The organism is Ornithinimicrobium faecis (assembly GCF_023923225.1).
Taxonomy (GTDB): domain Bacteria; phylum Actinomycetota; class Actinomycetes; order Actinomycetales; family Dermatophilaceae; genus Ornithinicoccus; species Ornithinicoccus faecis.
In genome coordinates this window covers 2,154,105-2,178,183 of record NZ_CP099489.1, presented here as the reverse complement: position 1 = coordinate 2,178,183, position 24,079 = coordinate 2,154,105, and the positions used below count along the sequence as shown (strand labels likewise).

Sequence of the window (24,079 nt, the reverse complement as noted above, 5' to 3'; positions counted from 1 at the left end):
GGGCGTGCAGTGTGCATGCGGATGGGCCCGGTCCTCATCGACCGCGGCAAGGGTGGTGGGTCCGGTCAGGTGGTCTCGGCCGGGGTGACCCAGCCGGCAGCGGCCAGTTGCAGTCCCTGGCGCAGGAGGTCGTTGAAGTCGGCGGCCGCGCGGTCGTCCACGATGTCGACCGGGGTCTGCATCCAGTGCCGTTCGGCCGCCTCGAAGATGGCCATCACGGTGCCGGCGAGGGTGGTCACAGCCAGGTCGCTCGCGCGGGGCAGGCGCTCGCGCAGCAGCCCCTCGAACCATTCCTGGTGATAGGCCCAGACGTTGACGGCGACGCTGTGCCGCTCCAGCCCGGAGCACTTGACGGCGGCGATCCAGGACAACAGGTCGCGCGGGATGGGGGCGACCTGCAGCGCTTGGTCCATCGCCACCAGGGGGACTTCCTCGGCAGGTCGGGCCCGGAAGGCCTCGCTCATCCCCTCAATCGGGACCGACATGCCCTCGGCCAGCGCCGCCTCGAGGCTGGTGAAGTAGTTGAAGAAGGTGCGGCGGGACACCCCGGCGGCTTCGGCGACCTCCTCGACGGTCATCGACTCGAGCGAGCCGCGAGACAGCTGCGCTCGCAGGGCCTCGAGCAGCCGCTCGCGGGTGCGGGCCTTGTTGAGCTCGCGCCGGGTGGAGGGTTGCGTGGTCACGAGGAAACCGTACGACTCACTTTGCACTCAGTGCAAATCTGCACCCAGTGCAGAGAGAGTGTTCCTGATCACACCGCGGGGAACCGCTGCCCCGCGGCCCAGTCCAGGGCCAGCTGGCGGTGCCGCGGACGGAAGGCATAGAGGCAGGCCAGCCGCAGTGCGGTGGCCTCGGCATAGGTCGCGAAGCGCTCCCCACTCACGCCGAGGGTTGAGGCGACCTCGCGCACGGCGTCCTGCGCCACCTCGCTGTGTCCGCTCGACCACACCCCCTGGTCGGCCCGCAGCCGGGCATGCACCCACAGGTTGGCCAGGTCGAGGGCGGGTTCGGCGAGCGCCACGGTGTCGAAATCCAACAGGCCCAGGCTGTCCCCCTCGGCCAGCATCTGCTTGTCGTGCAGGTCGCGGTGGGCGAGCACCAACTCCTCTGCCGGCGTGCCCACCAGTTCTCGGGCGACGATCTCGACCCGCTCCGCGACCCTGTCGTGCAGGTCGGCGGGCAGGGCCTCAAGGCGGGTGACCCAGTCCAGCCAACGTCGCAGGACGGCCACCTCATCGTGTGGGCCGTGCGGATCTGGGACGCTCTGGGACCGACCTGCTGCCGGCGGTTGAGCCAAGGCGGCCCACCGCTCGGCAAAGATCGCCCACCAGCGGGTCCACTCGCTGCGGGTCAGCACGCCCCCCAACTCGTGCAGGCTGCGGCCAGGCAGGATGCCAAAGCTCACCGAGCCGGATCGGATCGCCCCGACGGTCGGCGCGTCGAAGCCGGCTGCCAGGGCGAGGTCCCGGCCCAGCTGGGCCGCGGCGGCGACGGTGGACCCCTCACCCGGGCGCACCACTTTCACGAAGTCGTCCCGGCGACGCACCACGGCACGCCGGCCATAGCGGTGGACGAGCAGGGTCCCCTCGGCGCACACGGCCCCGAGTTCGGGCAACTTCGGGTCCATCCCTGCCGGAGCCACCTGGACCTTGCTGACCTGCCACCTGAGTCCGGCTGCGGGCTGCAGCCACAGGCGCGCCGCCCGCAGCCGTCCGTCGCCGTCGCGACCCTCGACCAGCATGAGCTCGGCACCGTCCCGGCGTCCTCGGGGCCAGGCCCGCTCGATGGTGAGCAGATCCTCCCCGAGTTGCACCTGTCCGGGCACCGGCCCGGGGGCAACGGTGTCCGCCTCGACGATCTGGTGGTCGGTCATGACAGCAGCTCCTCAATCTGGTCCAGCCGCTGGTGGATGCTCTCCAACCAGTGGGGATCTGCGCCGCGAAAGGGGTCGGTCACGCGCGCCAGCAGGGACCGGGCCATCCACGGGCGCAGGGAGGCCTCGTCCGTCGGGACGGATGGGCAGACCTGTGCCTCGACATACCCCTGCAGCAGGGCGGTGGTCAGTGGCAGCGAGTCCAGACCGTCGAACCGCGTGCCGCCGCCTCGCTCGGTGAGTTCGGTGGCGGCGAACGTGCCGAGGTCAGCGGTGAGCACTCCCTGCCCCGCCCGGTCGAAGTCGGTGAGTCGCACGACGTCTTCGCCCGCGCGCCCAACAAGGACCTGATCGGCCGAGAAATCGCCGTGCAGGGGGCCACTCGCCCACTCCCTGGCGACGAGGTGGTCACTGAAGCGGGCCACGAGCTGTGCCATCCGGGCGGACGCCTCAGGGTCGATGGCCCTCAGGTCGTTGCTGATGGCCCGCAGCGCCGAGACGGGCTCGGGGACGTCGTCTCCCGGCACAGCCGAGCCGTGCAGGTGTGCGAGCGCGGCTCCAGCAGCCGGGGCCACCTCCACGCCAGACTCAGTCGGAAGGCTGGACAGGTCGCCCCGACCGAACCACGGCCAGACCGTGACCCGCTGGTTGTGAGCCAGTGCGCGTGAGGTGTCCGGATGGATGACCGGCACGCCAGCAGCATCATAGGCCGCGAGGGACCGATCCACCGTGGCCTGCTTGTGGGCCGTGATCCGGATGATCTCGGGGTCACGCCCGTCGATTTCACGCCGCAGCACCAGGCGGCGCTGCGGGTTATAGCGCAACACCTGCAAGTCACCCATCGTGACCGCCTCGCTCACGAATGGATGGAGCTCGCGCAGACCGTCCAACCCCTTCTGCAGCCGCGGGTCCGTGTCGATGGTGCCGTGGGCGATCGTCAGGTCACCGGTGCGGATCAGGTGCACCCGCTGGGCGCGCTCTCGAGCTTTCTCCAGAGCCTTGCGGAGCTTGTCGAGGTGGGCGTCGTGCGAGACCTGAATCCATTGCGGAGCAGTCTCACTCGCCGCATCCAGCAGCACCGCCGACGTGGACAGACCGGGCTTGAAGCGCAGTCGAGTTGCGCGGACCTCACGCCCGACCAGCTCGCTGAGACGCGACGCGTCGATCAGCAGGTCGGCGCTGGCCCGGTCGCTGATCGGCACGGGTCGATGGGTCGTCGTCAGCGGAGCCGCTGTGGACATCGCGCGTCTCACTTCCCGCCCGCGCTGCTCAGCGCGGGCTCGGTCTCTGGCTTGGGCACGGGCTGGGTCTGTGCCGACGGCACCGGCTGGGTCTGGCCCTGGGCACGTGGCTCGGACGAGCCGGTGAAGGCGGCGCCCTCGGGCAGCACGCTGTCCGACGGGCCGTCGAAGCGGACCCCGCCACCCTCGATCCAGACAATCCGGTCGCACTCCCGAGCGGTCTGCTCGTCGTGGGTGACCACGAGGGTGGTGCGCCCACGGGTGAGGCGATCGATCGCCTCCCGGACCGCCCCGGCGTTCTCGGCGTCCAGGCCAGCGGTGGCCTCGTCGAGGATGACGATCGAGGCGTCCCGCAGCAGGGCACGAGCGATCGCGATCCGCTGACGCTGGCCACCGGAGAGAGTGGAGCCACGCTCACCGACCGGTGTGTCATAGCCCTGCGGCATGCGCCGGATGAACTCGTCGGCTCGGGCCAGTTCTGCTGCCCGCACGACCTGCTCGTTCGTGGCGCCGAGCTGGCCATAGCGGATGTTGTCGGCGATGGTGCCGGTGAACAGCACCGACTCCTGCAGGACGACCGCGATCTGGGAGCGCAGGTCGTGCACGTCGAGACGGCGCACATCCACACCGTCGATCCGCACGCCACCACCGGTGACATCCATCATCCGCGTCACCAGGGCCGTGAGCGTGGACTTGCCGGCACCTGAGGGGCCGACCACGGCAACCCGCTGCCCCTGGGGGATGTGCAGGTCAAGGCTCTGCAGGACCGGCGCATCGTCGCCATAGCCGGCGCTGACCCGCTCCAGTCGCACCTCGCCGCGGATCCGGCCCAGGTCGACCGGGTCGGCCGGGCTGGTGATGTCCGGCTCCTGGTCGAGCACGTCGGCGACGCGCTCGCCGGAGGCGGCGGCCCGGGCGATGCGGCCGGTGTACTTGGCCAGGTCGCGCAACGGCTTCATGGCCGTCTTGAGATAGGTCAGGAAGATCACCAGGTCGCCGGGTGTCATGGCGCCCTGCATCACGCGATAGCCACCGAGCATCAGGACGGTGGCCGTGGCGCAGCCGACCAGCACGTCGGTGCCCCGCTCCAAGGCAGCGGAGAGCCGCTTGGCCTGCACGCCGTCCTTGAGGGACTTGGCGTTGCGGCCACCGAACTTCTCCTCTAGGGCGCCTTCCAGTCCATAGGCCTGGACGACCCGCATGCCACCCACGGTCTCCTGGGCGATGTTGGCCAGGTCGCCCTCGGCCTTGCGGGTCTTGCGCGAGGCCGAGGTGATCTTGGGTGTGCTGGTGCGAGACATCAGCAGGAATAGAATCGCTGCGACCACCACGATCAGGGCGAGCATCGGGTCGAGCCAGAACATGACTCCGGACATGGCCAACAGGGTGAAGACATTCACCAGCAGCGGCATGCCGGCAGTGACGGCGACCTCCTGCAACCGCCCCACGTCACCGACCAGGCGCTGGACGAGGTCACCGGAGCGGGAGGTCGAGTGGTATTGCGTCGAGAGGGTGTTGACGTGGGCAAAGACGCGCTGGCGCAGCTCGGTGGCGATGCGTGAGCCACCGAGCGCGAAGGCGATGGTCGCCAGATAGTTGAAGATGGCGCGGAACCCGACCAAGGCGATGGTCGCCAGGGCACAGGCCAGCAGGAGGCGGAAGCTCGCCTGCGGACCTGAGTCCGCGAGGTCCGCGCCCAGCGAGCGGGTGACCGCGTCGACGACGAACTTGACCGGCCACGGCTCGAGCACCCGGAAGACGACCTCGAGGATGAGCGCCAGGGCTCCCCCAGCCAGGATCGGGGTGTGGCTGCGCACGTGCGGGCGGACCAGGCCCAGGGTGCGGCGCAGTGCCGTCGGCTTGGTCTCCAGTTTCTTCGCGGTCACGCGAGCACCTCGTCCTGTGCGATCGAGTCCTGCGCGGTCGAGTCCTGTGCGGTGAGGTCCTGCGCGGTGGGCATCACGACATCCTCCAGGATCTGGTCCAGGACACTGTCCCAGGAGTGGCTGGCCAGGACCATGTCGCGACCGGCCAGCCCCAGGGCACGGGCCCGTTGCGGGTCGGCGGCCAGGGTGTCGATCGCGGCCGCCAGCGCCACCGGGTCAGACGGCTCGACCAGCAGACCGTTCTCGCCGTCCGCCACGATGCCGGGCACCTGCCCGACACGGGAGGCCACGACCGGCAGGCCGGCGGCGGCGTATTCGTAGATCTTCAGGGGCGAGAAGTATTGGTCGGCCCCACCGTCGAACACCGGATAGGGCGCGACCGAGACGGCAGCTCCGGCCAGGGCGGCCGGGATGTCGCCTGGGGCCACTGCCCCGCGGAAGTCCACGTCGAGGCCGAGGCGCTCTGCCTGCTCGGTCAGGGCGGGCCCCTGCGGTCCGTCGCCGACGATGCGCAACTGCCAGGGCTCGCGGGCGAGCGCAGCCGCTTCGAGGAGGACCTCCACTCCGTGCCAGGGCTTGAGCGTGCCGACGAACAGCACGATCGGGTCGCCCTCGGCGCTGACGGTGGTCGGGGCGATGCGGGAGGTGTTGACGCCGTTGGGCGTGACCTTGATCTTGTCGGTCGCCTCTGGGCAGTGCCCGCGGACCCACTGGGCCACCGGCTCGGAGACACAGGCCACGACTGCGGCGGCCGCGACCTGGGTGCGCAGTGCCCTGAGGGCCCCGGCAGCGTCGATCAGGTGCCGGTGGGTGGCCTGCTCGTCGATCAGGGGCGCGTTCACCTCGAGCACGCCGGGGATGCCCAGCGTCGTGGTGACCTCGGCCAGGGCGGTGGAGAACAGCGAATAGCGCTCGTAAGCGATGTCGACGCCGTCGGCGATGGCACGGGTGGCCATCTCGTGGGCGGCGGCGACCTGGCGCTGCTCGCGCCGGGCAGTGCGCTCCTGCTGGTCGAACTCCTTGTCGGCCGTGCGCTCGGCCCGGCTGTCGACGGGCACGTGCGTGACCGGCACATCGGTCAGGTCGGCGGGCACGTGGTCGTCGGTGCGGGCGGTGTAGAGCCGCACGCTCGCACCGCGGTCACGGAAGGCGCGGATGATCTCCTGGACGTGCACCGAGGCGCCCTTGGTGCCGAAGGCGGGCACGCCGGGGTCTGCGGACAGGTAGGCAACGTGGGTCATGTGGTCCTCTCCTCTCAACCGGCCAGCAGGGCGGCGCCCTGCTGACGGTCGGCGAGTCGGCGCGCCTGGCGCGCTGTGTCGAACTCGGCTGCGATCAGTTCGCGGGCCGCGCGGGCGATGGCGACGCGCGGATAGTCGGGGTCGGCGACGCGCACCAGCGCGTCGACCAGCTCGCTCACGTCCCCCGCTGTGAGCCGGTCGGCCGCGAGCAGCTGACCGGTGCGACCGTCCTGGACGGCCTCGGGGATGCCAGTGACATCGCTGGCGATGACGGGCACGCCCATCGCCATGGCCTCCAGCAGCACGGTGGGCAGGCCGTCGGCGTTGCCGTCGGCACCGACCACGCACGGTGCGGCCATCACGTCGGCCCAGCGCAGCAGGTCGCGGATCTCCTCCTGGTGACGGGGGCCGAGCAGCTCGACGGTGTCGCCGAGCCCGGCCTCCTCGAGGTGGGCCGCCAGGTCGGCACGCAGCTCGCCGTCACCGGCGATGCGCACCTGGACGGCGGGTCCTGCGGTGCCGGCGAGTTCACGCACGGCCTCGATGAGGTGGTTGAAGCCCTTCTTCTCCACCAGGCGACCGACGGCGACGACCTTGAGGGGTCCGGTCAGCGGCTCGGGGTCGTCATAGCCAAACTTCGCCAGGTCCAGACCGTTGCGGATCAGCACGATCTTGTCGGCCAAGCTGGGATAGCGGGCCAGCAGGAAGCGCTGGTTGAACTCGCTGATGGCCACGACGTGGTCGGCGGCGCCCAGCACCTCCAGCAACAGGTCGTGGTCCACGGACTCATGGAAGAGGTCCTTGGCGTGGGTGGTCACCGAGAAGGGGATGTCGGCGATCGCGCTGGCGACCCGGGCGACCCGGGCTGCCATCGAGCCGAAGTGTGCGTGCAGGTGGGTGATGCCCTGCTCGGTGGCGCTGAGTGCCAGGTGGATGCCCTGCACCGCCTCGGAGGCCTCGAGCTGGGTCAACAGCGGGAGGATGCCGGGGAGCCGGTTGTCGAGTTCGGGCACCACCGCGCGGGCCTGACGCAGCACGGCCCAGGCGTCAGTCAACTTCGCTGGCTTGGGCAGGTGGGTCACGGGGGCAGCCACCTTGGAGATCTCGGGGTGGAAGCGGGCGTCCGTGGTGGGGCGCAGTGCAAAGATCGCCAGGTCCTCACCGGCGGCCTCGCGGCTGAGGATCTCGGTGACCACGAAGGTCTCGGAGAACCGCGGATAGACCTTGAGGACATAGCCGACGCGCTGGGTGGACTCAGACGGCGACACGGGTGAACTCCTTGACGGGGGCGCCAGGCTGCAGGGCAGCGACGCGGTGGGCGACTCCGGCCAGGCCGGCCAGGTCGAGGTGGTCTCGGACGGCGGTGCGGTGCACGGCAGCGGCGAACCAGCTGGTGAGCCGGCCTGCGGTGAGGTCATCGAGGCGCTCCAGGTCCACGGCACCGGCCTGCTTGAGGCCGCGGGCACGGATGAGCTGCTCCTGACGGGGCTTCTCGCGAGGCACGAGCAGCACGGGCGTGTCCGTCGTCAGCGCCTCGCACACGGTGTTGTAGCCGGCCATGGCGACGAGCGCGCTGGCGCGGCGGATGGTGGCCAGCCCGTCGGGGACGGAGGCCACAACGGTGGTGCCCGGTGCGGCGGCCAGCTGGATCTCGGCCAGGTCCTCGGCGGGCATCTGCGGTCCCGCGACAACCAGGTGACGGTGCCCGGCGGGCACCGTGGCGCTGGCGGCCCGGGTCAGGACCTCCTTGCCGTCGCTGCCACCGCCGACCATGCTCAGCACATACGGCAGTTCAGTCGGGTCTGTCTCGGGGACGCAGCGGCGGCCGGTCGCGAGATAGCCCGTGTAGCGGATCAGGTCGTGCAGCTCAGCGGGGACCTCGCCGGTCCTCCGCACGTCATGGACCTGCGGGTCGCCATAGACCCAGATCTCGTCGAAGATCTCGCGCAGCTCACCCAGGTCACCGACCTGCTCCCACTCGCGGGCCACGGCCTCAGGCTCATCGAGCACCTCGCGCAGACCCAGGACGATGGTGGTCTGGGGGTGGATCCGACGGGTCTCAGCCAACGTCTCACGCAACTCGCCGTCAACTCCGTAGGGATGGCGGTCGACGATGATCAGATCGGGGGTCAGACCGTTGACGACGCCGCGGACCATCTGCTCGCGGATGCAGATCAGGTCATTCATCGGCACCTGCATGTGGCGGGGCTGATAGCCCTCACTGCCCTTGCGGATGCCCGGCAGCAGCGCGACATCGAAGCCCTCGGGGACGTCCAGGTCGGCACCGTGACCGACGCCGGTGAGGAGCATGCCGGTCACCGAGCGTCCGGTGAGAGCCGGGATGTCGGTGGTCAGCGTGTGGGCCAACGCGAGGTTGCGGCGGATGTGCCCCAGGCCCACGGAGTCGTGGGAATAGAGCAGGACCCGGAACGGGTCGTGGTGCTCGGTGCGGATCATCCGTCAACCTCCTGGTCGAGCCGCACCGTCCTTCGGTGCGATGGAGAACAGTTCACCGGACAGTCATGAGCCGGTCGTGAAAAGTTGGTGAGAGCTCTCTCATCTGACCGTTCTCCGGGTGATCTCCCCTCGAGTCGTGACGGAGGTCACCTCGCGGGAGGGTGTGTCTATGTCCCGCTGGGTGCTGCATGTCGACATGGATCAGTTCCTGGCGGCCGTCGAGTTGCTGCGCCGACCGGAGCTGGTCGGTCAGCCCGTGGTGGTCGGCGGACGGGGCGACCCGACCGAGCGGGCCGTCGTGTCGACCGCGTCCTATGAGGCCCGGGAGTTCGGGATCAGGTCAGGTATGCCGCTCAAGGTCGCCGTGCGTAGGTGTCCAGAAGCGGTCTTCCTGCCCGTGGACTTCCCGGTCTATGAGGCGGCCTCCGAGCAGGTCATGCAGACTCTGCGCGACGTCCCTGGTGCCGTCGTCGAGGTGCTCGGGTGGGATGAGGCCTTCGTCGGTCTGGACAGCGCGGACCCGCAGGTCGCGGCCCGCGCGATCCACGACGCGGTGCTGGCTGCCACCGGTCTGCACTGCTCTGTCGGCATCGGCGACACGAAGGTGCGGGCCAAGATCGCAACCGACTTCGGCAAGCCGCAAGGCATCTTCTCGCTCACCCAGGACACCTGGTTCGAGGTGATGGGTGACCGTCCGGCCACTGCTCTCTGGGGCATCGGGAAGGCGATCGGCGCGCGCCTGGCGCGCCTCGGCATACAGACGGTGCGGCAGTTGGCCGAGGCACCAGAGGAGGACCTGGTGGCCGCCTTCGGCGCCGCGACCGGGCCGCACCTGGGGCGCCTCGGCCGCGGAGAAGGCAGCAACCACGTCGATGACACACCGTGGGTCGCTCGCGCCCACGGGCACGAGGTGACCTTCCAGGTCGACCTCACCGAGCGAGCTCAGGTCGAGGACGCCCTGGGTGGCCTGTCCCGCCAGGTCGTGGCGGATTTGGCCGCCGAGGGACGGGCCTGCATCCGCGTGCACCTGAAGGTGCGTTTTGCTCCGTTTTTCACACTCACGCGGGTCCGCAAACTGCCCGAACCCACCCTCGATCCGCAGGTCATCGCTGCGACGGCCCTGGCACTGCTCGACAAGCTCGCGGACGACCGTCCCATCCGGCTGCTCGGTGTGCGCGGCGAGATGGTGCCGCCCGAGGGTGGCTATGACCCGTCCCGGACGCAGGGGCGCCGCGGAGCTCCCTGACCGGCGCGGCGCCTACCACGCCGTCCTTTCAAGGTTCTGTCATTCGGCCTGTCAACCGAATACAGTGCAGAAATGAAGATTCAACCCCTGTTCGCGGCAACAGCTGCCGCATGCCTGGTTCTGTCCCTCTCGGCCTGTGGCTCCGAGGAGGACACGTCTGGAGGTGATGGCGCCGGCGACAACGCTGACGCTGGTGCCGACGACTCCGGCGACGACGGCGGCTCGACCGATGACGGCGACTCCGCCGAGGTCGACACCGCGGCCCTCAATCTCGTGAGTGAGGGCACGCTGACCGTCTGCTCCGACGTCCCCTACCCGCCCTTCGAGGACTTTGACGAGTCCGCTGAGTCCGGCTTCAGCGGCTTCGACATCGACATCGTCTCCTACGTCGCTGACGGCCTCGGCGTCGAGCTGGCCGTCAAGGACTCTGCCTTCGACGGCCTCCAATCCGGCCTGTCGCTCAACGCCGGCGAGTGTGACCTGGTCGCATCTGCGATGACGATCACCGAGGACCGCGCCAAAAACCTCGCCTTCAGCGACGGCTACTACGACTCCCTGCAGTCCCTGCTGGTCCCGTCCGACTCCGACATCGCAGCCATCGCTGACCTGGAGGGCAAGCGCGTGGCCGTGCAGCAGGGCACCACGGGTGAGGCCTACGCCAAGGAGAATGCCACCGGTGCCGAGCTGGTCGCCTTCCCGAGCAACGCCGAGATCTATCAGGCGCTCCTCGCCGGTCAGGTGGACGCGGCGCTGCAGGACCTGCCGGTCAATGTCGACAACGCCAAGAAGGGCGACTTCACCATCGTGGAGGAGTACGACACCGACGAGACCTACGGTCTGGCGATCAAGAAGGACAATGACGCACTGGTCGAGGCAGTCAACGCCCAGCTCACCGAGCTCCGCGACAGTGGGGAGTACGACACGCTCTATGACCAGTACTTCTCGGAGGACGCTGCCTCCGACGACGCCGAGTCCACGAGCCGCTGATCAAGTGACGACGAGGACGAGGGTTAACCCATGACTCGGAGCGCGCGCACCCGACTGACGACGCTCTCGCTGTATGCGATCTTTGTGGTGATCGTGGTCGCTTTCGTCCTCGTCGCCGACTGGCCGGCCATCAAGAGCAACTTCTTCCTCACCGAGGGCTTCACCGGCAACTGGCAGGACATGGTCTTCGTCGGGGTGAAGAACACGATCCTTTACACCATCGTGGCCTTCGTCGGAGGCTTCGTGCTGGCTTTGGTGTTGGTGCTGATGAAGCTGGCTCCGATCGCGCCGTTCAGGTGGCTGGCCACGGCCTACATCGAGTTCTTCCGCGGGCTCCCCGCGCTGGTCGTCATCCTCTTCATGGCCCTCGGCGTGCCGATCGCCTTCGGTTGGCGTCCGCCGGGTGGCACCGTTGGCGCTGGCCTGCTGGCCCTGATGCTGGTGGCCGGCGCCTACATGGCGGAGACCCTGCGCGCAGGCATCGAGGCAGTGCCCAAGGGACAGAACGAGGCGGCGCGCTCCCTCGGCATGAATGCGCCGTGGACGATGGCCTCAATCGTGATGCCGCAGGCGCTGCGCATCGTGATCCCGCCCCTGACCAACGAGCTGGTCATCCTGCTCAAGGACACCTCACTGCTCTTCGTCGTCGGACTGGCGGCAAATCAGAAGGAGCTGACCACCCTGGCCCGCGACTTCATGGCCAGCGGACCCTCGGCGGGCACCGCCACGAGCCTGATGTTTGCCGCCCTGCTCTATCTAGCCATCACCCTACCGCTGACCCAGCTGGTGGCCTGGATGGAGCGCAAGCAGAAGAGGAGCCGGTGATGGAACAGCTCAACCCCCACCAGGGCATCGACACGAGTGCCCCAGCCATCGAGGTGCGCGACCTGCACAAGAGCTTCGGTGACAACGAGGTCCTCACTGGCATCAACTTCCACGTCAACAGTGGCGAGGTGGTGTGCGTCATCGGTCCCTCCGGCTCTGGCAAGTCGACGCTGCTGCGCTGTGTCAACCGGCTGGAGGAGCCGACCTCCGGTCAGATCCTGGTCGAGGGGATCGACATCACCGACCCCGACACCGAGCTAGACAAGGTGCGCTCCCGGATCGGCATGGTCTTCCAGCAGTTCAACCTCTTCCCCCACATGTCCGCCCTGCGCAACCTGACCATCGCTCAGCAGCGGGTGAAGGGCCGCGGCCGCAAGGAGGCCGAGAAGATCGCCCGCGAGAACCTCGCCAAGGTCGGCCTGGCCGACAAGGAGGCTGCCTTTCCCGCGCACCTCTCCGGTGGTCAGCAACAGCGCGTGGCGATCGCCCGGGCCCTGTCGATGAATCCCGACATGATGCTCTTCGACGAGCCGACGTCGGCGCTGGACCCCGAGTTGGTCGGCGACGTGCTCGACGTGATGAGACGGCTCGCCGACGAGGGCATGACGATGATGGTCGTCACCCACGAGATGGGCTTTGCCCGGGAGGTCGGCGACAAACTGGTCTTCATGGACGGCGGCGTCATTGTCGAGGAGGGTGACCCCACAGAGGTGCTCACCAACCCGCAGCACCGGCGCACCCAGTCGTTCCTGTCCAAGGTGCTCTGAGTCGGCGATCAGGGCTGGGCGAAAGCCACCTCCGCAGCCCTGACGACTCGCGGGATGTCGCTCTCGTCGAGGCTGCCCTGGTCGCCGACCAGGGTGGCGACCAGCACCGCGTCGTCGAACGGGACTGACACGCTCACCTGCGTGCTGTCGTAGAAGTCGAACACCCGGGAGTAGGCCTCGGGGACACCCGAGACGGCCACCTCCTTGACATCGTCCTCCACGGTCGCGTAGCTGACGTGGCGGCTCCGTTCGTGCTCGGCCCGGATGTCCTCTGGCATCTCGTCCGGGAAGTCCACACCGAGCCGCAGCCAGGCGATGGACAGCCCAGCGTCATCGCCGTCCTTCTGGGGATACCAGCAGTTGGCAAGGTCGCCGCCAGACTCCTCGAGCTGCTCGGCGACGTTGTTCGAGCCCTCCTCCAGCCGCTCACCCAGCGGGTGCCCCACGGCCTCGGCGAGATCCTCTGACGCAACGTTCTTGCACGGGTCCTGCCCCTCGGCATACGGCGCTGGTCCGGCCACTGCACTCCCCTGCTCGCCCTCTCCAGTGACCTCTCCATCCTGCTCCTCCCGGACGTCCTCGGTCGTCTCGGTGCTCGCACCCTCGTCCGCGGACGGGTTCGCCGCGCCGGTGGAGGGCAACGGATCCGGTGCACCGGTCTGGGGAGCCTGGCTCCCTCCCACAGTGGAGGCGGGCGGCTCGGCGGCCTCCTCCGGGCTCTGCTCGGAGCAGCCCGTCACGGCCAGGATGAGCCCAGCCCCGGTCACGGCAAGCGTGCGGCGCGAGAGTGCCCGCGCGGTGGTGGTTCTCAGGTTGTGCACGGTGGCATGTCCCTTCCTTCGTGCGGCGCCCCTGACGTCCCACCCCTGCTGGGGACGATGGCAGCCGAAACCCCGGCCCCGAGAGTAGGCACACCCCCGCGCGGTCGGTCAAGGGATTTCCTTCGGCGGGCTCCATGCACACTCCGGTCGGAGCCGACCGAACGGTCAGGACGTCGGGCCAGTCAACCCGAGCTGGCGCGCCGACGTCTCGCGCATCTCGACCTTGCGGACCTTGCCGGTGACGGTGATCGGGAACTCCTCGACCACCATGACATAGCGCGGGATCTTGTAGTGGGCCAGCTTGCCCGTCGCAAATTCACGCACCGCCTCGGCCGTCAGTGGTGCGGCGCCCTCCTTGAGCTGGACCCAGGCACAGAGCTCCTCGCCGTATTTCTCGTCCGGCACCCCCACCACCTGGACGTCCTGGACATCGGGGTGGGTGTAGAGGAACTCCTCGATCTCGCGGGGATAGACGTTTTCCCCGCCGCGGATGACCATGTCCTTGCTGCGCCCGACGATGGCGCAGTAGCCGTCCTCGCGCATGACCGCGAGGTCGCCGGTGTGCATCCACCCCTCGGCGTCCAGCACCTCGGCGGTCTTCTCCTCGTCCTCCCAGTAGCCGAGCATCACCGAGTAGCCGCGGGTGCACAGCTCGCCGGTCTCACCTCGCGGCACGGTGTCGCCGGAGACTGGGTCGATGATCTTGATCTCCAGGTTCGGGTGGACCCGGCCGATGGTCGCAGTCCGCCGCTCCAGGTCGTCGTCGGCCCGGGTCTGGGTGCTGACCGGTGAGGTCTCGGTCATGCCGTAGGCGATGGAGACCTCAGACATGTGCATCACGTCCAGGCACTTCTTCATCACCTCCACGGGGCACGGTGAGCCCGCCATGATCCCGGTCCGCAGCGTGGAGAGGTCGTGCTCGGCGAAGGTCGGGTGGTTCTGCATGGCAATGAACATCGTCGGCACGCCATAGAGGCCCGTGCACCGCTCCTCGGTGACGGTCTGCAGGGTCGTCTCGGCATCGAAACCGGGGGCCGGGATCACCATGGTGGCGCCGTGCGTGGTGCAGCCGATGTTGGCCATGACCATGCCGAAGCAGTGATAGAAGGGCACCGGGATGCAGAGCCGGTCCTCCTCGGTGAAGTTGATGAGCTCGGTGACGAAATAGCCATTGTTGAGGATGTTGCGGTGGCTGAGCGTGGCACCCTTGGGCCTGCCGGTGGTGCCGGAGGTGTATTGGATGTTGATGGCATCGGTGGGCGAAAGCTTCGCCATCCGTTGGGCGACCGCGTCCTGCGGCAGTCCCTCCCCCTCAGCAAGAAGGCCCGCCCAGTCGTCGGTGTCGAGATAGACGACCCGCTCCAGGTCGGGGCAGTCGGCTGCCGTCTGCTCCAGCATGCCGCGATAGTCGCTGGTCTTGAATCGGCTGGCAGACAGCATCATCCGCAGCCCGCTCTGGTTGACGGCGTAGGCCAGCTCGTGCGTGCGGTAGGACGGGTTGATGTTGACCAGGATGGCGCCGATCTTGGCGGTTGCATACTGCGTCAGGGTCCACTCGGCGCAGTTTGGCGCCCAGATCCCGACCCGGTCGCCGGCTGCGATCCCGGCGCCGATCAGGCCGCGGGCCAGGGCGTTGACGTCGGCGTCCAGCTCGGCCCAGGTCCAGCGGCGTCCGGTCGCCACCTCGACGAGCGCCTCCCGGTCGGCGTGGGCGGCGGCGGTCCGCTCGAAGTTGACTCCGATGGTCTCCTCGAGCAGCGGTTGTGACTCACCTGTGGCGTGCGACTTCATGCCCAAACTGTATGCCGTGGCCTGGCTGGCGTCGCGTCATCCCCAGGTGCGGTGGGACAGCACGAGCAGGTAGCCGTCGGGGTCCTGGATCGTGACACCCCACGTGTCCCAGTAGGGGTTGTGCGCCGGGACGACGGTCCCGCCGTGGGCGCGGATGCGGGCCACCCACTCCTGCCCGGCAGGTTCTCCGAGATAGAGCACCAGCAGGTCCTCGGGACCAGGGTGGCTCTCCTGGGCTGCCTGCGCGTCGGCGACCAGCTCCAGGTGCCAACCAGCACCTGCGGGGCCGACCATCAGCAGCTCGTGGCCATGGTCGGGGACGCCGTCGGTCCGCCAGAGGACCTCCAGTCCGACCCCGTCAACCCAGAAGCGTTCCAGGGCAGCCAGATCCGACGTCGGCCTCGCGATCCGCACGGTCGTGGCCGCCGGGATCGAGTCCATCACCAGTCCCCAACTCCCTCAGGCTGGCAGCAGCGGGAAGCGGCCCACGCTCGCGCGGGCCAGATCCAGCAGGTAGGCGCGCTGGCGGGGGTCGGCCCAGGCAGTCTCGTCGTTGTCCTCGAGCGCCCAGGTGCCTTCCTCCCACAGGATGTGGTCAAGCACCAGGGGCCACAGCTCCCGCTCGGCCGCCGTGAGCTCGACGTGACGGCCATAACCAGTCAGGAAGCGGGCCCACTCCCCCGCGTCCAGCAGCCTGCCCGGGGCACCATCGCACTCGTTGTGGAACAGGGTCGCGACGAAAGCAAGCTCGAACAGGCGCGGCTCGTGTCCACCGTTGTCGGGGTCGACCAAGGTCGGGACGGGCCCGGCCCAGATCAGGTTGTTGGCCTTGTAGTCGCTGGAGACGCCGCACCGGGGCAGGTCGCCGTCGCGCGCCTCGAGCCTGGACTTGTTGTCCCACCACCTGTCAGCGAGGGCCCGGACCGCGGCGAACGCGTCCGGGTCACCCTGGGCCGTCAGCACTGCCTCCAGCGTCTCCAGGTCCGAGACGACATCCTCGTGCGGCGTGTCCGGCCACTCGTAGTCGCGCAGCCCCTCGGTGCTTGCGCCCGCGGCGTGGATCAGCCCCAGCAGTTCGCCCGCGGACTCGATCTGCTCAGTGGTGCCGGTGTAGGCAGCACCGTCCAGGAACGGGTAGACCACCCACCAGTCCTCGCCCACCTGCTGCGGGTTGTCGCGGTCGAGTTCCAGCGCCGTGACCACCGGCACTCCCTGGGTCGCTAGCCCACGTTGCCAACGAGCCATCGCGCCGACTCGCTCTGGCTGGGCGCCCGCAACTTTGACGACGACCTCCACTCCGTCGACGGTGCGGGCCCGGTGGACGCGGGCGAACCGGGTCAGCGACTCGGGCTGCAGGTCCTGCAGCCCGAAGGCTGCGGCGAGTTCGGTCAGGGCCGGTGCGTTCTCCTCGGTCACGGCCCCGACCCTAGGCCGCGGCCGGTGGCCACCCAAACGGTTTTGGGCGTCAGTCCCGGAAACCCGTTGAGGGCCAGGCAAGCACTGCCTACCGTGGCTGGCATGAGTCTGTTCATGATGATGGTACGTCGTGGCCGTGGCCGGGCGGCGCTGGGGCCGGCACCTGTTGCGGAGCACCTGGGCTGACCGGATCGTCCGTGGCGCCGGAGTGCGCGCTGGACAGCTGGTGCTCGATCTCGGGGCCGGGACGGGCGCACTGACCGCTCCCCTGGTCGATCAGGGGGCCCGGACGGTGGCGGTGGAACTGCACGCGGGCCGTGCGGCCGGGCTGCGGCGCCGGTTTGGTGAGCGGTCAGTGACGGTCATCGAGGCTGACATCCTCAGTGTGCCGCTCCCCGGGAGACCGTTCCGGGTGGTTGCCAACCCGCCGTATGCCGTCGGGGCGGCTCTGGTGCGCCGTCTCACCGATCGCCGCAGTCACCTGGTGAGGGCGGATCTCGTGGTGCCCCGGTGGATGGCCCGCCGCTACGAGGCGAGCCCGCCCCGGGGCTTCAGCGCGCTGGTGGGCCAGCATGTTCCTGCACGCGCGTTCGACCCGGCACCCCGGTCCGACAGCGCGGTGTTGATCCTGCGTCGGTCTGTGGCCGGGCGTCGCAGACGCTCACCGTCCCGGCGGCGCTGACCGCAGGACAGCCGCGTGCTGCTTGCTCCTAGCGCTCAGTGGTGCAGACGCAGGCGCGGTTGCCCTCGGCATCTGCCAGCACGACGAACGCCGGGGCGGCCTCCTCGTCGACCATGGTCCCGCCGGCAGCGAGCGCTGCCTCGATCCGTTCCTGGGCCAGCTCGGCTGGCACCCAGACGTCGAGGTGGAAGCGCTGGCGCGGTGTCTCGTGCGCGTCGGTGTCCTGGAACCACAGCAGCGGCACCCGGGCGTTGCCCACGACGTCGCCGCCCTGGAGTGAGTCGGTGTCTCCGTGCAGCAGTGCGGCCCAGAACGGACCAATGCCAGGAATGTCGGCTGTGTCCAGGGCGAGCTCCACCTGGACCAGGTCGGCTGGTCGGGCCTCGATGTTCTGGTCCGCAGCGATCGCGCTGATCCTCTGGGCGAGTTCGACGTCCCTCCCGGTGATGGCTCCGACATCGTGGCTGACCAGGGCGATGTCCACCTGCGGATAGGTGAGCGTGACATCCGGATGGTGCCCGGCCTCCTCCGCGGCTGCGCCGACAGCGTCCACAAATCGCAGTCCCGCCGCAAAGTCACCGGTCGCGAACCGTGCGTGCAACCCCTGTGCCAGGTCCCGCCAATCAGTGAGACCAGCCTCGAGCAAGTCCTTGTGCGCATAGGTATTCATCGCTCCACCGTCCCACTCCGACGCGACCACGGCATCCCCTATGCGTTTCCGCGGATCCGTCGGGAACGGACGCATGATGTGCGAACCGCCGCGGGAGTCGTGACATCACTCAACTGCCGATGAGCGGACACTGTCATCAGGGATATGTAGGTGATCCGGTCACGCCGAGAGTCGAACGTTGTAACGTTGGTGGATCAATTTGCGTCGCTGATAGCCTCGACGCATGTTCCGGCTGCGCTCTATGCCACAAGAGCGTCTCATCTCCTGGCAGGAGCACACACTCACGGTGTACGCGGAAGACCTCACCTCAAGCAGTCTGACGGGTGAGCAGATCGCCCAGCACGTCGCCGAGAGTGCCCGCGAACTCTTCCCGGACGGTGGTCTCAGGGAAGGGCACTCCGTACTCGAAGTGGTCATCGAAGGCGAGGCTGGCGGATACCTGTGGGTGGGCCCGTCCGACTCGACCGACGACTTCTACGTCTTCGACGTCGAGATCGACGGTCAGTTTCGCGGGCGGGGCTTTGGTCGCGCAGCGATGCGGGCCGCGGAGGAGATCGCCCGGGAGCGTGGCTACCACGGGGTGGCCCTCACCGTGGCGGACGCGAACATGGTCGCGCGGGGGCTCTATGAATCGGAAGGATACGAAACGGTCGGCGCGAGGCAGGGAAGACGCTTCATGCGCAGAGCGCTCTGATGTCACCATGCAGCTAAACCGTTGTCTTGACGGGGCGTTCATGGGGCGCGCCGTAAACGCGCGGATCTGCCGCTCCGAGTGCGACTAGGATCGCTCGACCATGCCGCAGATCGCGCCGCCAACTGTCAAGAAGATGTTGCCGGACGCATGCCGGTGCTCTACGTAGGGGCACGCCCCATAGGGTGCGTTCATGTTAGAGACCGTCGGAGGCCGCACTGTGTCCCAGGGGTGGGGTCTATTTCGCTCCGTGATGCTCGTCGTGATGGGCGTCATCATCATCGGTGTCTGGCTCACTGCCACACGCCCCGCGAGTATGGCCGACCTTCAGAAGGCACTCAGTTCGGGCCAGCTATCTCAGGTTGAACTGGTCGGCGAACTGGAGCCCGCAGCAGCCGGCACCTCGCTCGTTGACATTGTATGGCAGGACGGTCTGTTCGCCCGATACACCACCGTGCAGCAGACGTCAGCCGGCGTGCTTCCAGAGGCGCCGCCTCCCGCGCCGTGGCCCACTTCTGTGGTCGGGAGCGACCTGCGTGATGTGCTGACCGCATCGACGCCAACTGGGCAACTGCAGGTCACAAGTCGAGAGGTCCATGCCGGCTCGCACGGGGTCCTCTTCGAATGGCGGGTGTCCACGTGGGTCGCCGTTGCTTTCATGGCCTGGGTACTGACTGTGCTGGTCACCCTGATTGTCGGTCCCGAGCCACGAAGAGCAACCCGCTGGGCCTGGTTCTGGCTCATCTGCGGCACGGGTCCGTTCGCACTCGTGCTCTTCCCCCTGTTCGGGCTGGCGGGGGCTGGTAAGCCGCTGGAACCGACGGGACGCCGCCTGACCGGCGGGTGGGCATTCCTGATTGCTGTTCTGTTTCCCAAACCGTACCTATGAGCTTAGCGCTGTCGACCGGAGCCGCAGGTCGATGGATGGGGGCCGCCCGTGACAATCGTTGGACTGCTGTTCTGTGCCGGGGCGCAGGTGTCTCTGGTCTTGGAATCACTCACGCTGGCTTAGTGCCTCGAGTTCGTCCGTGATCTGTGCGAGCAGAACGTCACCGTGCGCGGCTACGTGCGTGAGTGCCGAACATCCAGAGGAGTCAACGTTGAGCCATCGTCCGAAGTTGTCCATCACTGTCACCTCCAGGACGCCACGCTTGGGATCACTGGCCAGGTGGGCAAGGAACGGCCACCGACTTCGGGAGTGGGAGCCCAGCCTCAGTGTGCGCCGACCCCAGATGCTTCACGATCCGCTGCCGCCCGTTGGCATACTCAGCGATCTGTACCGCGGTCGCTCCCGAGGCCGTCGGCACCCGCCTGATGAACGTCACGCCGCGACCCTAGGCACCAATTAGTGCGTCAAAACGCAGTTGCCAGGCCACATCACCGCAGGTCAGCCGTCCGCCCACTCAGAACGACCGAAGGCATGAACAAACTCAGCGGCTGCAGCGCGACTCCACTCTGTGGCGTATAACAGGAGCGCGACCACAATGAGGCCGACTCCCACAACAGCCGTCGGGGTGACGTGCTGTAGCCGACTTTTGCCGCTTTTCATACGGTCAGGTTAGGGCCTCTGCCGTCACGCCGGGAGGAAACGCACGCACATGCCGCAGGTCGCAAGATCCCCGTGGGTGGTGAGGGAGACTTGTCCTATGGAGACCTCCTCCCAGATGACCGCCGCCGAGGTGGTGCAGATCGTCGCCTGGCTTGACGCCAACGGTGTGGTCTATCAGGTCAACGGCGGATGGGGTGTCGATGCGCTGGTGGGACGACAGACTCGACCCCACCAAGATCTCGACGTGTTTATCGACGAAGATCACGAGGCCGACTTCATGGCCTGGCTCACCTCCCGCGGCTACCGAGTCACCGAGGATTGGCGACCAGTCCGCGTGGAGCTATCGAGTCCCTTGGGGCAAGTAGACGTCCACGCAATGCGCTTGGACCCGGCCGGTACCGGAGTTCAACAAGGTCTCGACGGCGAGGTGTACCTCCACCCTTCTAAGCAGAGAGTCACCGGCCTCATCGACGGCCAAGCGGTCGTCGTGGCCAGTGCCGAGCGAGCCCGAGAGCTTCGAAGTGGCTATCCCCCGCGTGCCGTGGACCTCCACGACCTCGCAGTCCTCGACGAACTGTAGGCATCCTGTCTTGCCGCGGCAAGGACGGGTGGGGTGATGGGGGTGCCCGTCGAAGACGGCTCGGATTCAGGTGGCCGGCACTGTCTCGCGCGTGAACCGGTCCGCCCACATCTTCCACTGCCACAACGTAAGTGCCACGGAGCTTCCCGTGCAGGCGACCGCCACGGCCTTCCTGTGCTGGTAGCTCGCCACCATGGCGCTCACGAGCGATGCAGTGGCTGCGCCTGTCAGGGCCAGGACCCTTGGCTCGGATGTCAGGTCTCGACTCCAGGACTCTTCGCCCACGATGGCACTTGTCGCGAAGGATGACGTGTCTTGCGCCGGAGGAGTGATCACCGGGTTGACCGCGAACCAGGCGCCGACGGGCACGTACAGCCACGAGCGCCGGGTCCACAGTGGCACCAAGAGCAGGGGTGTGCTCAGCAACCTGGACCAGGCGCTGAAGGGATGGGCGTGTCGCTGGAACATGCGCGCGTAGGAGCCATCCTCGAAAGCCATGACTCCAGCCTGACACCTTGATCATCGGGAGGTTCACCAAGCGCACGACTCTGCCGCGCGTCGGTCGGCTCGAGTTCGCATCGATCATCTGCGGGTCAGGATGGTTCATGAACAACTTCCAGATCACCGCCGCCCTCGTTCCGGTCCCGACCGAGGACCCCTCCGTTGCCGCGCTGCGCCAGGCGATAGCGGCGCACCTTGCCCGTTACACCGGGCAGACGCGCACCCACACCGAGTCAGACCTGCGCGCCTTCCTGGCCTGGTGCGCCGCACGCCACGTCGACCCGCTGACCGCCCATCGGGTGCACGTCGAGCTGTACGTGCGGTGGATGCAGGAGACCCGCCGGTACAAGCCGTCCACGATCTCCCGGCGGCTGTCCGTCGTGGCCGGGTTCTACCGCACGGCCGTCATCGACGGTGTCCTGACCGCCTCCCCGGCCGACCACGTCCGCCGCCCGCACGTTCCACCCGAATCACCCACCCTGGGCCTGTCCCACCTGCAGTTCGAGGCGATGCTGCAGGCCGGCCGCACCAGCGCCAACATCAACGACTTCGCTCTCGTCACCATGCTCGGACTGCTCGGCCTGCGCATCTTCGAGGCGTGCGGCGCGAACATCCAGGACCTGCGCGAGGAGCACGGCCACCGGGTGCTGAAGGTCCGTGGCAAGGGCGGCAAGGTCGTCCTGACACCCCTGCCGCCAGCCGTGCAGCGCGCGATCGAACGCGCCGTCGACCACCGTGAGGAAGGGCCGATCCTGCGGAACCGGCAGGGCGGGCGGATGGACCGGCACGCCGCTACCCGTCGCCTTCACCACCTGGCCGACGACGCCGGCATCAACTTGCCGCGGATGCACCCGCACATGCTTCGGCACACCTTCGTCACCACCATGCTCGACGCCGGCGTGGACCTGCGCGACGTCCAGATCGCCGCGCGCCACGCCGATCCCCGCACCACCATGCGCTATGACCGAGCACGCAAGAACCTCGACCGGCACCCCAACTACATCCTCGCCGCCTACATGGCCTCCGGCACCTAAACGAACGACGGTCCGCGCCTTGACCAGCCCGGCTTCGGGTCGCGACCCTTGCTCAGTGGTACTATGGGTAGTACCATCCAGTTGTGCCGTCAGTTGTGAAGATCCTGGCTCAGATGAGGGCCAATCCGGCCAACATCCGGTACGAGGACCTGGCCAAGGTGTGCGAGCACTACTTCGGACCGCCCAGGACAAGCGGCGGCTCCCACGCCGTGTACAAGACGCCCTGGCCCGGGGACCCGCGAGTGAATATCCAGAACGACCACGGCAAGGCCAAGGCCTACCAGGTCCGCCAGGTCCTGGCAGCGATCGACAAGAAGGAGGAAGCCCCGTGAGCGCCACGATCCCCGACGTCACCCACTACACCTACCGCGTCACCTGGTCTCCTGAGGACCAAGAGTTCGTCGCCACCTGCCTCGAGCTGCCCTCCCTGTCCTGGCTCGCACCCACTCAGGACGAGGCACTGCACAGCCTTCGCGATCTCGTGAACACCGTCGTCGAGGACATGCACCGCAACGATGAGCCGATCCCCGACCCACTGTCCTCGCGCAGCTACTCGGGCAAGTTCAACCTCCGCGTCGGTGAACGACTCCACCGCCAGCTCGCCATCAAGGCAGCCGAAGAGCACCTCAGCCTCAACCAGTACGTCATCCGCAAACTTGGCGACGCATCCTGAACGAATCCGGAAATGCCGCTGATGGCAGCATGGCCATGACCGGGTCTCACGGCGTACGGTGAGGATCTGAGGAGGGGCCGATGATTCCCGCGATGCTCTTGTTCGGGTTGGTCCTAGGCCGCTGGTGGAAGACCTGCCTCGTGGTCGGGGCCCTGGGCTGGCCGCTGTTTCTGTGGTTCGACAACATCATCGAGTCACCCACTGAGTTCCTCGGAGCAGCTGCCCTCGCTGCCTTGAACACCGCTGTCGGAGTTGCGGTCCATCAGTCGCTGCTCCACCTATTCAGACGGCGACGCAAGAACCGTCAGGCCCCCGATCACGCAGCCGCCTGACGCACGCTTCTGCCGCGACGCGCGTGTTTCCAGTGCTGTTAGGCGCCGGCGCGCGCGAAGTTCAGGCTCTCGTCGATGACTGACAGAACACCTGTCAGCTCGGCGGTGTCTCGAGGACCGTAGATCATGAACTCTGTGCCGTAATCCGCGTACTGGTGCGGTTCTGCCCAGCCCAGACGGACCAGTTCTTGGCCTCGGGCCGTGGGCAGTACCAGGTGCACGCTGGTGTCCTGTACCCCGTGAAGATGGACCGGCTCGAGTCGCTTGCCCGGCGCCAGAGACGTTTCAGGCGCAATTTCCTGCGTCATGTCTCTGAGGTAGACCGCCCGCGACGATGCGGGAGACACCTGGCTGATCCCCTCGACGACGCCCTCGAGGGAGAAGACATCGGCGACCAGCTGCCCCCAGATGGCTGGCGGTGCCTGCTGGTCGACCTGTCGGTGTGGGCCGTCTTCGGACGTGGTTGGCCGAGCGCCAGCTCGGGGTTCGTTCAGCACGGGGTGAACCTTATCGAGCGAGGATCAGAACGCCACGCGTTTCCATACACGGGCCCGCCGAGCAGGCACACGCATCTGCCGCAGGTCGCGCTTGACGGCACTATCCAAACCCCGGCGCTCCTTGCAACCGACGCGCTTCGGCTTCGCGAGGATCTGACACCTCTCGCAGGTCGACGGACAGCTGCACGCAGGGCGGCCCTGTCGGGTGGCCATCAGGCGTTCGGGCGTCGGTGTAGGCATACATCTCGATGCTGTGCCCTTCCAGTTGCCACCACCAGGTCCCTCCGCTGAGTGGTGTCGGTTCTGTGGTCTCTGTCGG

At 67.9% G+C, this 24,079-nt stretch carries 26 protein-coding genes; 12 read left to right on the top strand and 14 right to left on the bottom strand.

Features of this window, described 5'->3' with window-relative positions; translation table 11 throughout:
• Window positions 1-65: 65 nt before the first annotated feature.
• The 7 genes from NF556_RS10095 to NF556_RS10065 form a co-directional block, all read right to left on the bottom strand.
• Entirely contained in the window at window positions 66-683 is a 618-nt protein-coding gene (locus NF556_RS10095) for a TetR/AcrR family transcriptional regulator (RefSeq protein WP_252595500.1), read from the bottom strand.
• A gap of 68 nt (window positions 684-751) precedes the next feature.
• Window positions 752-1,873 (bottom strand): phosphotransferase family protein, encoded by a 1,122-nt coding sequence (locus NF556_RS10090; RefSeq protein WP_252595499.1) that lies wholly within the window; start codon window positions 1,871-1,873, stop codon window positions 752-754.
• Window positions 1,870-3,114, bottom strand: a complete 1,245-nt coding sequence (locus NF556_RS10085) for an aminoglycoside phosphotransferase/kinase family protein (RefSeq protein WP_252595498.1) — start codon at window positions 3,112-3,114, stop codon at window positions 1,870-1,872. Before NF556_RS10085 ends, NF556_RS10090 begins: the two co-directional genes overlap by 4 nt.
• Window positions 3,115-3,122: 8 nt before the next feature.
• Window positions 3,123-5,000: an ABC transporter ATP-binding protein gene (locus tag NF556_RS10080; RefSeq protein ID WP_252595497.1), complete on the bottom strand. Its 1,878-nt coding sequence runs from the start codon at window positions 4,998-5,000 to the stop codon at window positions 3,123-3,125.
• Window positions 4,997-6,241, bottom strand: coding sequence for a glycosyltransferase family 4 protein (locus tag NF556_RS10075; RefSeq protein ID WP_252595496.1), 1,245 nt, complete (start codon window positions 6,239-6,241; stop codon window positions 4,997-4,999). The genes NF556_RS10080 and NF556_RS10075 overlap by 4 nt, the downstream gene beginning before the upstream one ends.
• Window positions 6,242-6,255: 14 nt before the next feature.
• Entirely contained in the window at window positions 6,256-7,509 is a 1,254-nt protein-coding gene (locus NF556_RS10070; protein WP_252595495.1) for a glycosyltransferase, read from the bottom strand.
• A complete protein-coding gene (locus tag NF556_RS10065) occupies window positions 7,496-8,698 on the bottom strand; it encodes a glycosyltransferase family protein (RefSeq protein WP_252595494.1) in 1,203 nt (400 codons plus the stop codon). Before NF556_RS10065 ends, NF556_RS10070 begins: the two co-directional genes overlap by 14 nt.
• 169 nt (window positions 8,699-8,867) lie before the next feature.
• Here NF556_RS10065 and NF556_RS10060 point away from each other — a divergent pair, with 169 nt between their 5' ends.
• From NF556_RS10060 to NF556_RS10045, 4 genes are all read left to right on the top strand, one after another.
• Window positions 8,868-9,944: a DNA polymerase IV gene (locus NF556_RS10060; RefSeq protein WP_252595493.1), complete on the top strand. Its 1,077-nt coding sequence runs from the start codon at window positions 8,868-8,870 to the stop codon at window positions 9,942-9,944.
• Window positions 9,945-10,016: 72 nt separating this feature from the next.
• Window positions 10,017-10,931 carry a transporter substrate-binding domain-containing protein gene (locus tag NF556_RS10055; protein WP_252595492.1) on the top strand — a complete coding sequence of 305 codons (915 nt, stop codon included), beginning with the start codon at window positions 10,017-10,019 and terminating at the stop codon, window positions 10,929-10,931.
• Between the two features lie 30 nt (window positions 10,932-10,961).
• Window positions 10,962-11,756 (top strand): amino acid ABC transporter permease, encoded by a 795-nt coding sequence (locus tag NF556_RS10050; RefSeq protein ID WP_252595491.1) that lies wholly within the window; start codon window positions 10,962-10,964, stop codon window positions 11,754-11,756.
• Window positions 11,756-12,523: an amino acid ABC transporter ATP-binding protein gene (locus NF556_RS10045; protein WP_252595490.1), complete on the top strand. Its 768-nt coding sequence runs from the start codon at window positions 11,756-11,758 to the stop codon at window positions 12,521-12,523. Before NF556_RS10050 ends, NF556_RS10045 begins: the two co-directional genes overlap by 1 nt.
• Before the next feature lie 8 nt (window positions 12,524-12,531).
• Here NF556_RS10045 and NF556_RS10040 read toward each other — a convergent pair whose 3' ends face one another.
• The 4 genes from NF556_RS10040 to NF556_RS10025 all read right to left on the bottom strand — a co-directional run bounded on the left by NF556_RS10040 (window position 12,532) and on the right by NF556_RS10025 (window position 16,551).
• The gene (locus tag NF556_RS10040) at window positions 12,532-13,344 is read right to left on the bottom strand and encodes a hypothetical protein (RefSeq protein ID WP_252595489.1); all 813 of its coding nucleotides are present in this window, start codon (window positions 13,342-13,344) and stop codon (window positions 12,532-12,534) included.
• Between the two features lie 165 nt (window positions 13,345-13,509).
• Window positions 13,510-15,135 (bottom strand): AMP-binding protein, encoded by a 1,626-nt coding sequence (locus NF556_RS10035; protein WP_252595488.1) that lies wholly within the window; start codon window positions 15,133-15,135, stop codon window positions 13,510-13,512.
• A gap of 36 nt (window positions 15,136-15,171) precedes the next feature.
• A complete protein-coding gene (locus NF556_RS10030) occupies window positions 15,172-15,576 on the bottom strand; it encodes a VOC family protein (protein ID WP_252595487.1) in 405 nt (134 codons plus the stop codon).
• A gap of 18 nt (window positions 15,577-15,594) precedes the next feature.
• Window positions 15,595-16,551 (bottom strand): phosphotransferase enzyme family protein, encoded by a 957-nt coding sequence (locus NF556_RS10025; protein ID WP_252595486.1) that lies wholly within the window; start codon window positions 16,549-16,551, stop codon window positions 15,595-15,597.
• A 130-nt stretch (window positions 16,552-16,681) separates the two neighbouring features.
• Between NF556_RS10025 and NF556_RS10020 the strand changes: the two genes are divergently transcribed.
• Entirely contained in the window at window positions 16,682-17,233 is a 552-nt protein-coding gene (locus NF556_RS10020; RefSeq protein ID WP_252595485.1) for an rRNA adenine N-6-methyltransferase family protein, read from the top strand.
• A gap of 28 nt (window positions 17,234-17,261) precedes the next feature.
• Here NF556_RS10020 and NF556_RS10015 read toward each other — a convergent pair whose 3' ends face one another.
• Complete coding sequence (locus NF556_RS10015; protein WP_252595484.1) at window positions 17,262-17,903, bottom strand: 4a-hydroxytetrahydrobiopterin dehydratase; 642 nt, start codon at window positions 17,901-17,903, stop codon at window positions 17,262-17,264.
• Window positions 17,904-18,126: 223 nt separating this feature from the next.
• Here NF556_RS10015 and NF556_RS10010 point away from each other — a divergent pair, with 223 nt between their 5' ends.
• From NF556_RS10010 to NF556_RS10000, 3 genes are all read left to right on the top strand, one after another.
• Complete coding sequence (locus NF556_RS10010; RefSeq protein ID WP_252595483.1) at window positions 18,127-18,597, top strand: GNAT family N-acetyltransferase; 471 nt, start codon at window positions 18,127-18,129, stop codon at window positions 18,595-18,597.
• Window positions 18,598-18,787: 190 nt separating this feature from the next.
• Window positions 18,788-19,483, top strand: coding sequence for a hypothetical protein (locus tag NF556_RS10005; RefSeq protein WP_252595482.1), 696 nt, complete (start codon window positions 18,788-18,790; stop codon window positions 19,481-19,483).
• 757 nt (window positions 19,484-20,240) lie between these two features.
• Window positions 20,241-20,723, top strand: a complete 483-nt coding sequence (locus tag NF556_RS10000; protein WP_141783602.1) for a nucleotidyltransferase domain-containing protein — start codon at window positions 20,241-20,243, stop codon at window positions 20,721-20,723.
• Window positions 20,724-20,789: 66 nt separating this feature from the next.
• Here the strand turns inward: NF556_RS10000 and NF556_RS09995 are convergent, their stop codons facing one another.
• A complete protein-coding gene (locus tag NF556_RS09995) occupies window positions 20,790-21,221 on the bottom strand; it encodes a DUF6653 family protein (RefSeq protein ID WP_252595481.1) in 432 nt (143 codons plus the stop codon).
• Between the two features lie 107 nt (window positions 21,222-21,328).
• Here NF556_RS09995 and NF556_RS09990 point away from each other — a divergent pair, with 107 nt between their 5' ends.
• The 4 genes from NF556_RS09990 (at window position 21,329) to NF556_RS09975 (ending at window position 23,263) form a co-directional block, all read left to right on the top strand.
• Entirely contained in the window at window positions 21,329-22,258 is a 930-nt protein-coding gene (locus NF556_RS09990; protein ID WP_252595480.1) for a tyrosine-type recombinase/integrase, read from the top strand.
• Between the two features lie 83 nt (window positions 22,259-22,341).
• Window positions 22,342-22,590: a toxin HicA gene (locus tag NF556_RS09985; protein WP_252595479.1), complete on the top strand. Its 249-nt coding sequence runs from the start codon at window positions 22,342-22,344 to the stop codon at window positions 22,588-22,590.
• Window positions 22,587-22,931, top strand: a complete 345-nt coding sequence (locus NF556_RS09980; RefSeq protein ID WP_252595478.1) for a type II toxin-antitoxin system HicB family antitoxin — start codon at window positions 22,587-22,589, stop codon at window positions 22,929-22,931. Before NF556_RS09985 ends, NF556_RS09980 begins: the two co-directional genes overlap by 4 nt.
• An 80-nt stretch (window positions 22,932-23,011) precedes the next feature.
• Window positions 23,012-23,263 carry a hypothetical protein gene (locus tag NF556_RS09975; RefSeq protein WP_252595477.1) on the top strand — a complete coding sequence of 84 codons (252 nt, stop codon included), beginning with the start codon at window positions 23,012-23,014 and terminating at the stop codon, window positions 23,261-23,263.
• A gap of 38 nt (window positions 23,264-23,301) precedes the next feature.
• Here the strand turns inward: NF556_RS09975 and NF556_RS09970 are convergent, their stop codons facing one another.
• A complete protein-coding gene (locus NF556_RS09970; protein WP_252595476.1) occupies window positions 23,302-23,760 on the bottom strand; it encodes a luciferase domain-containing protein in 459 nt (152 codons plus the stop codon).
• Window positions 23,761-24,079: the final 319 nt, after the last annotated feature.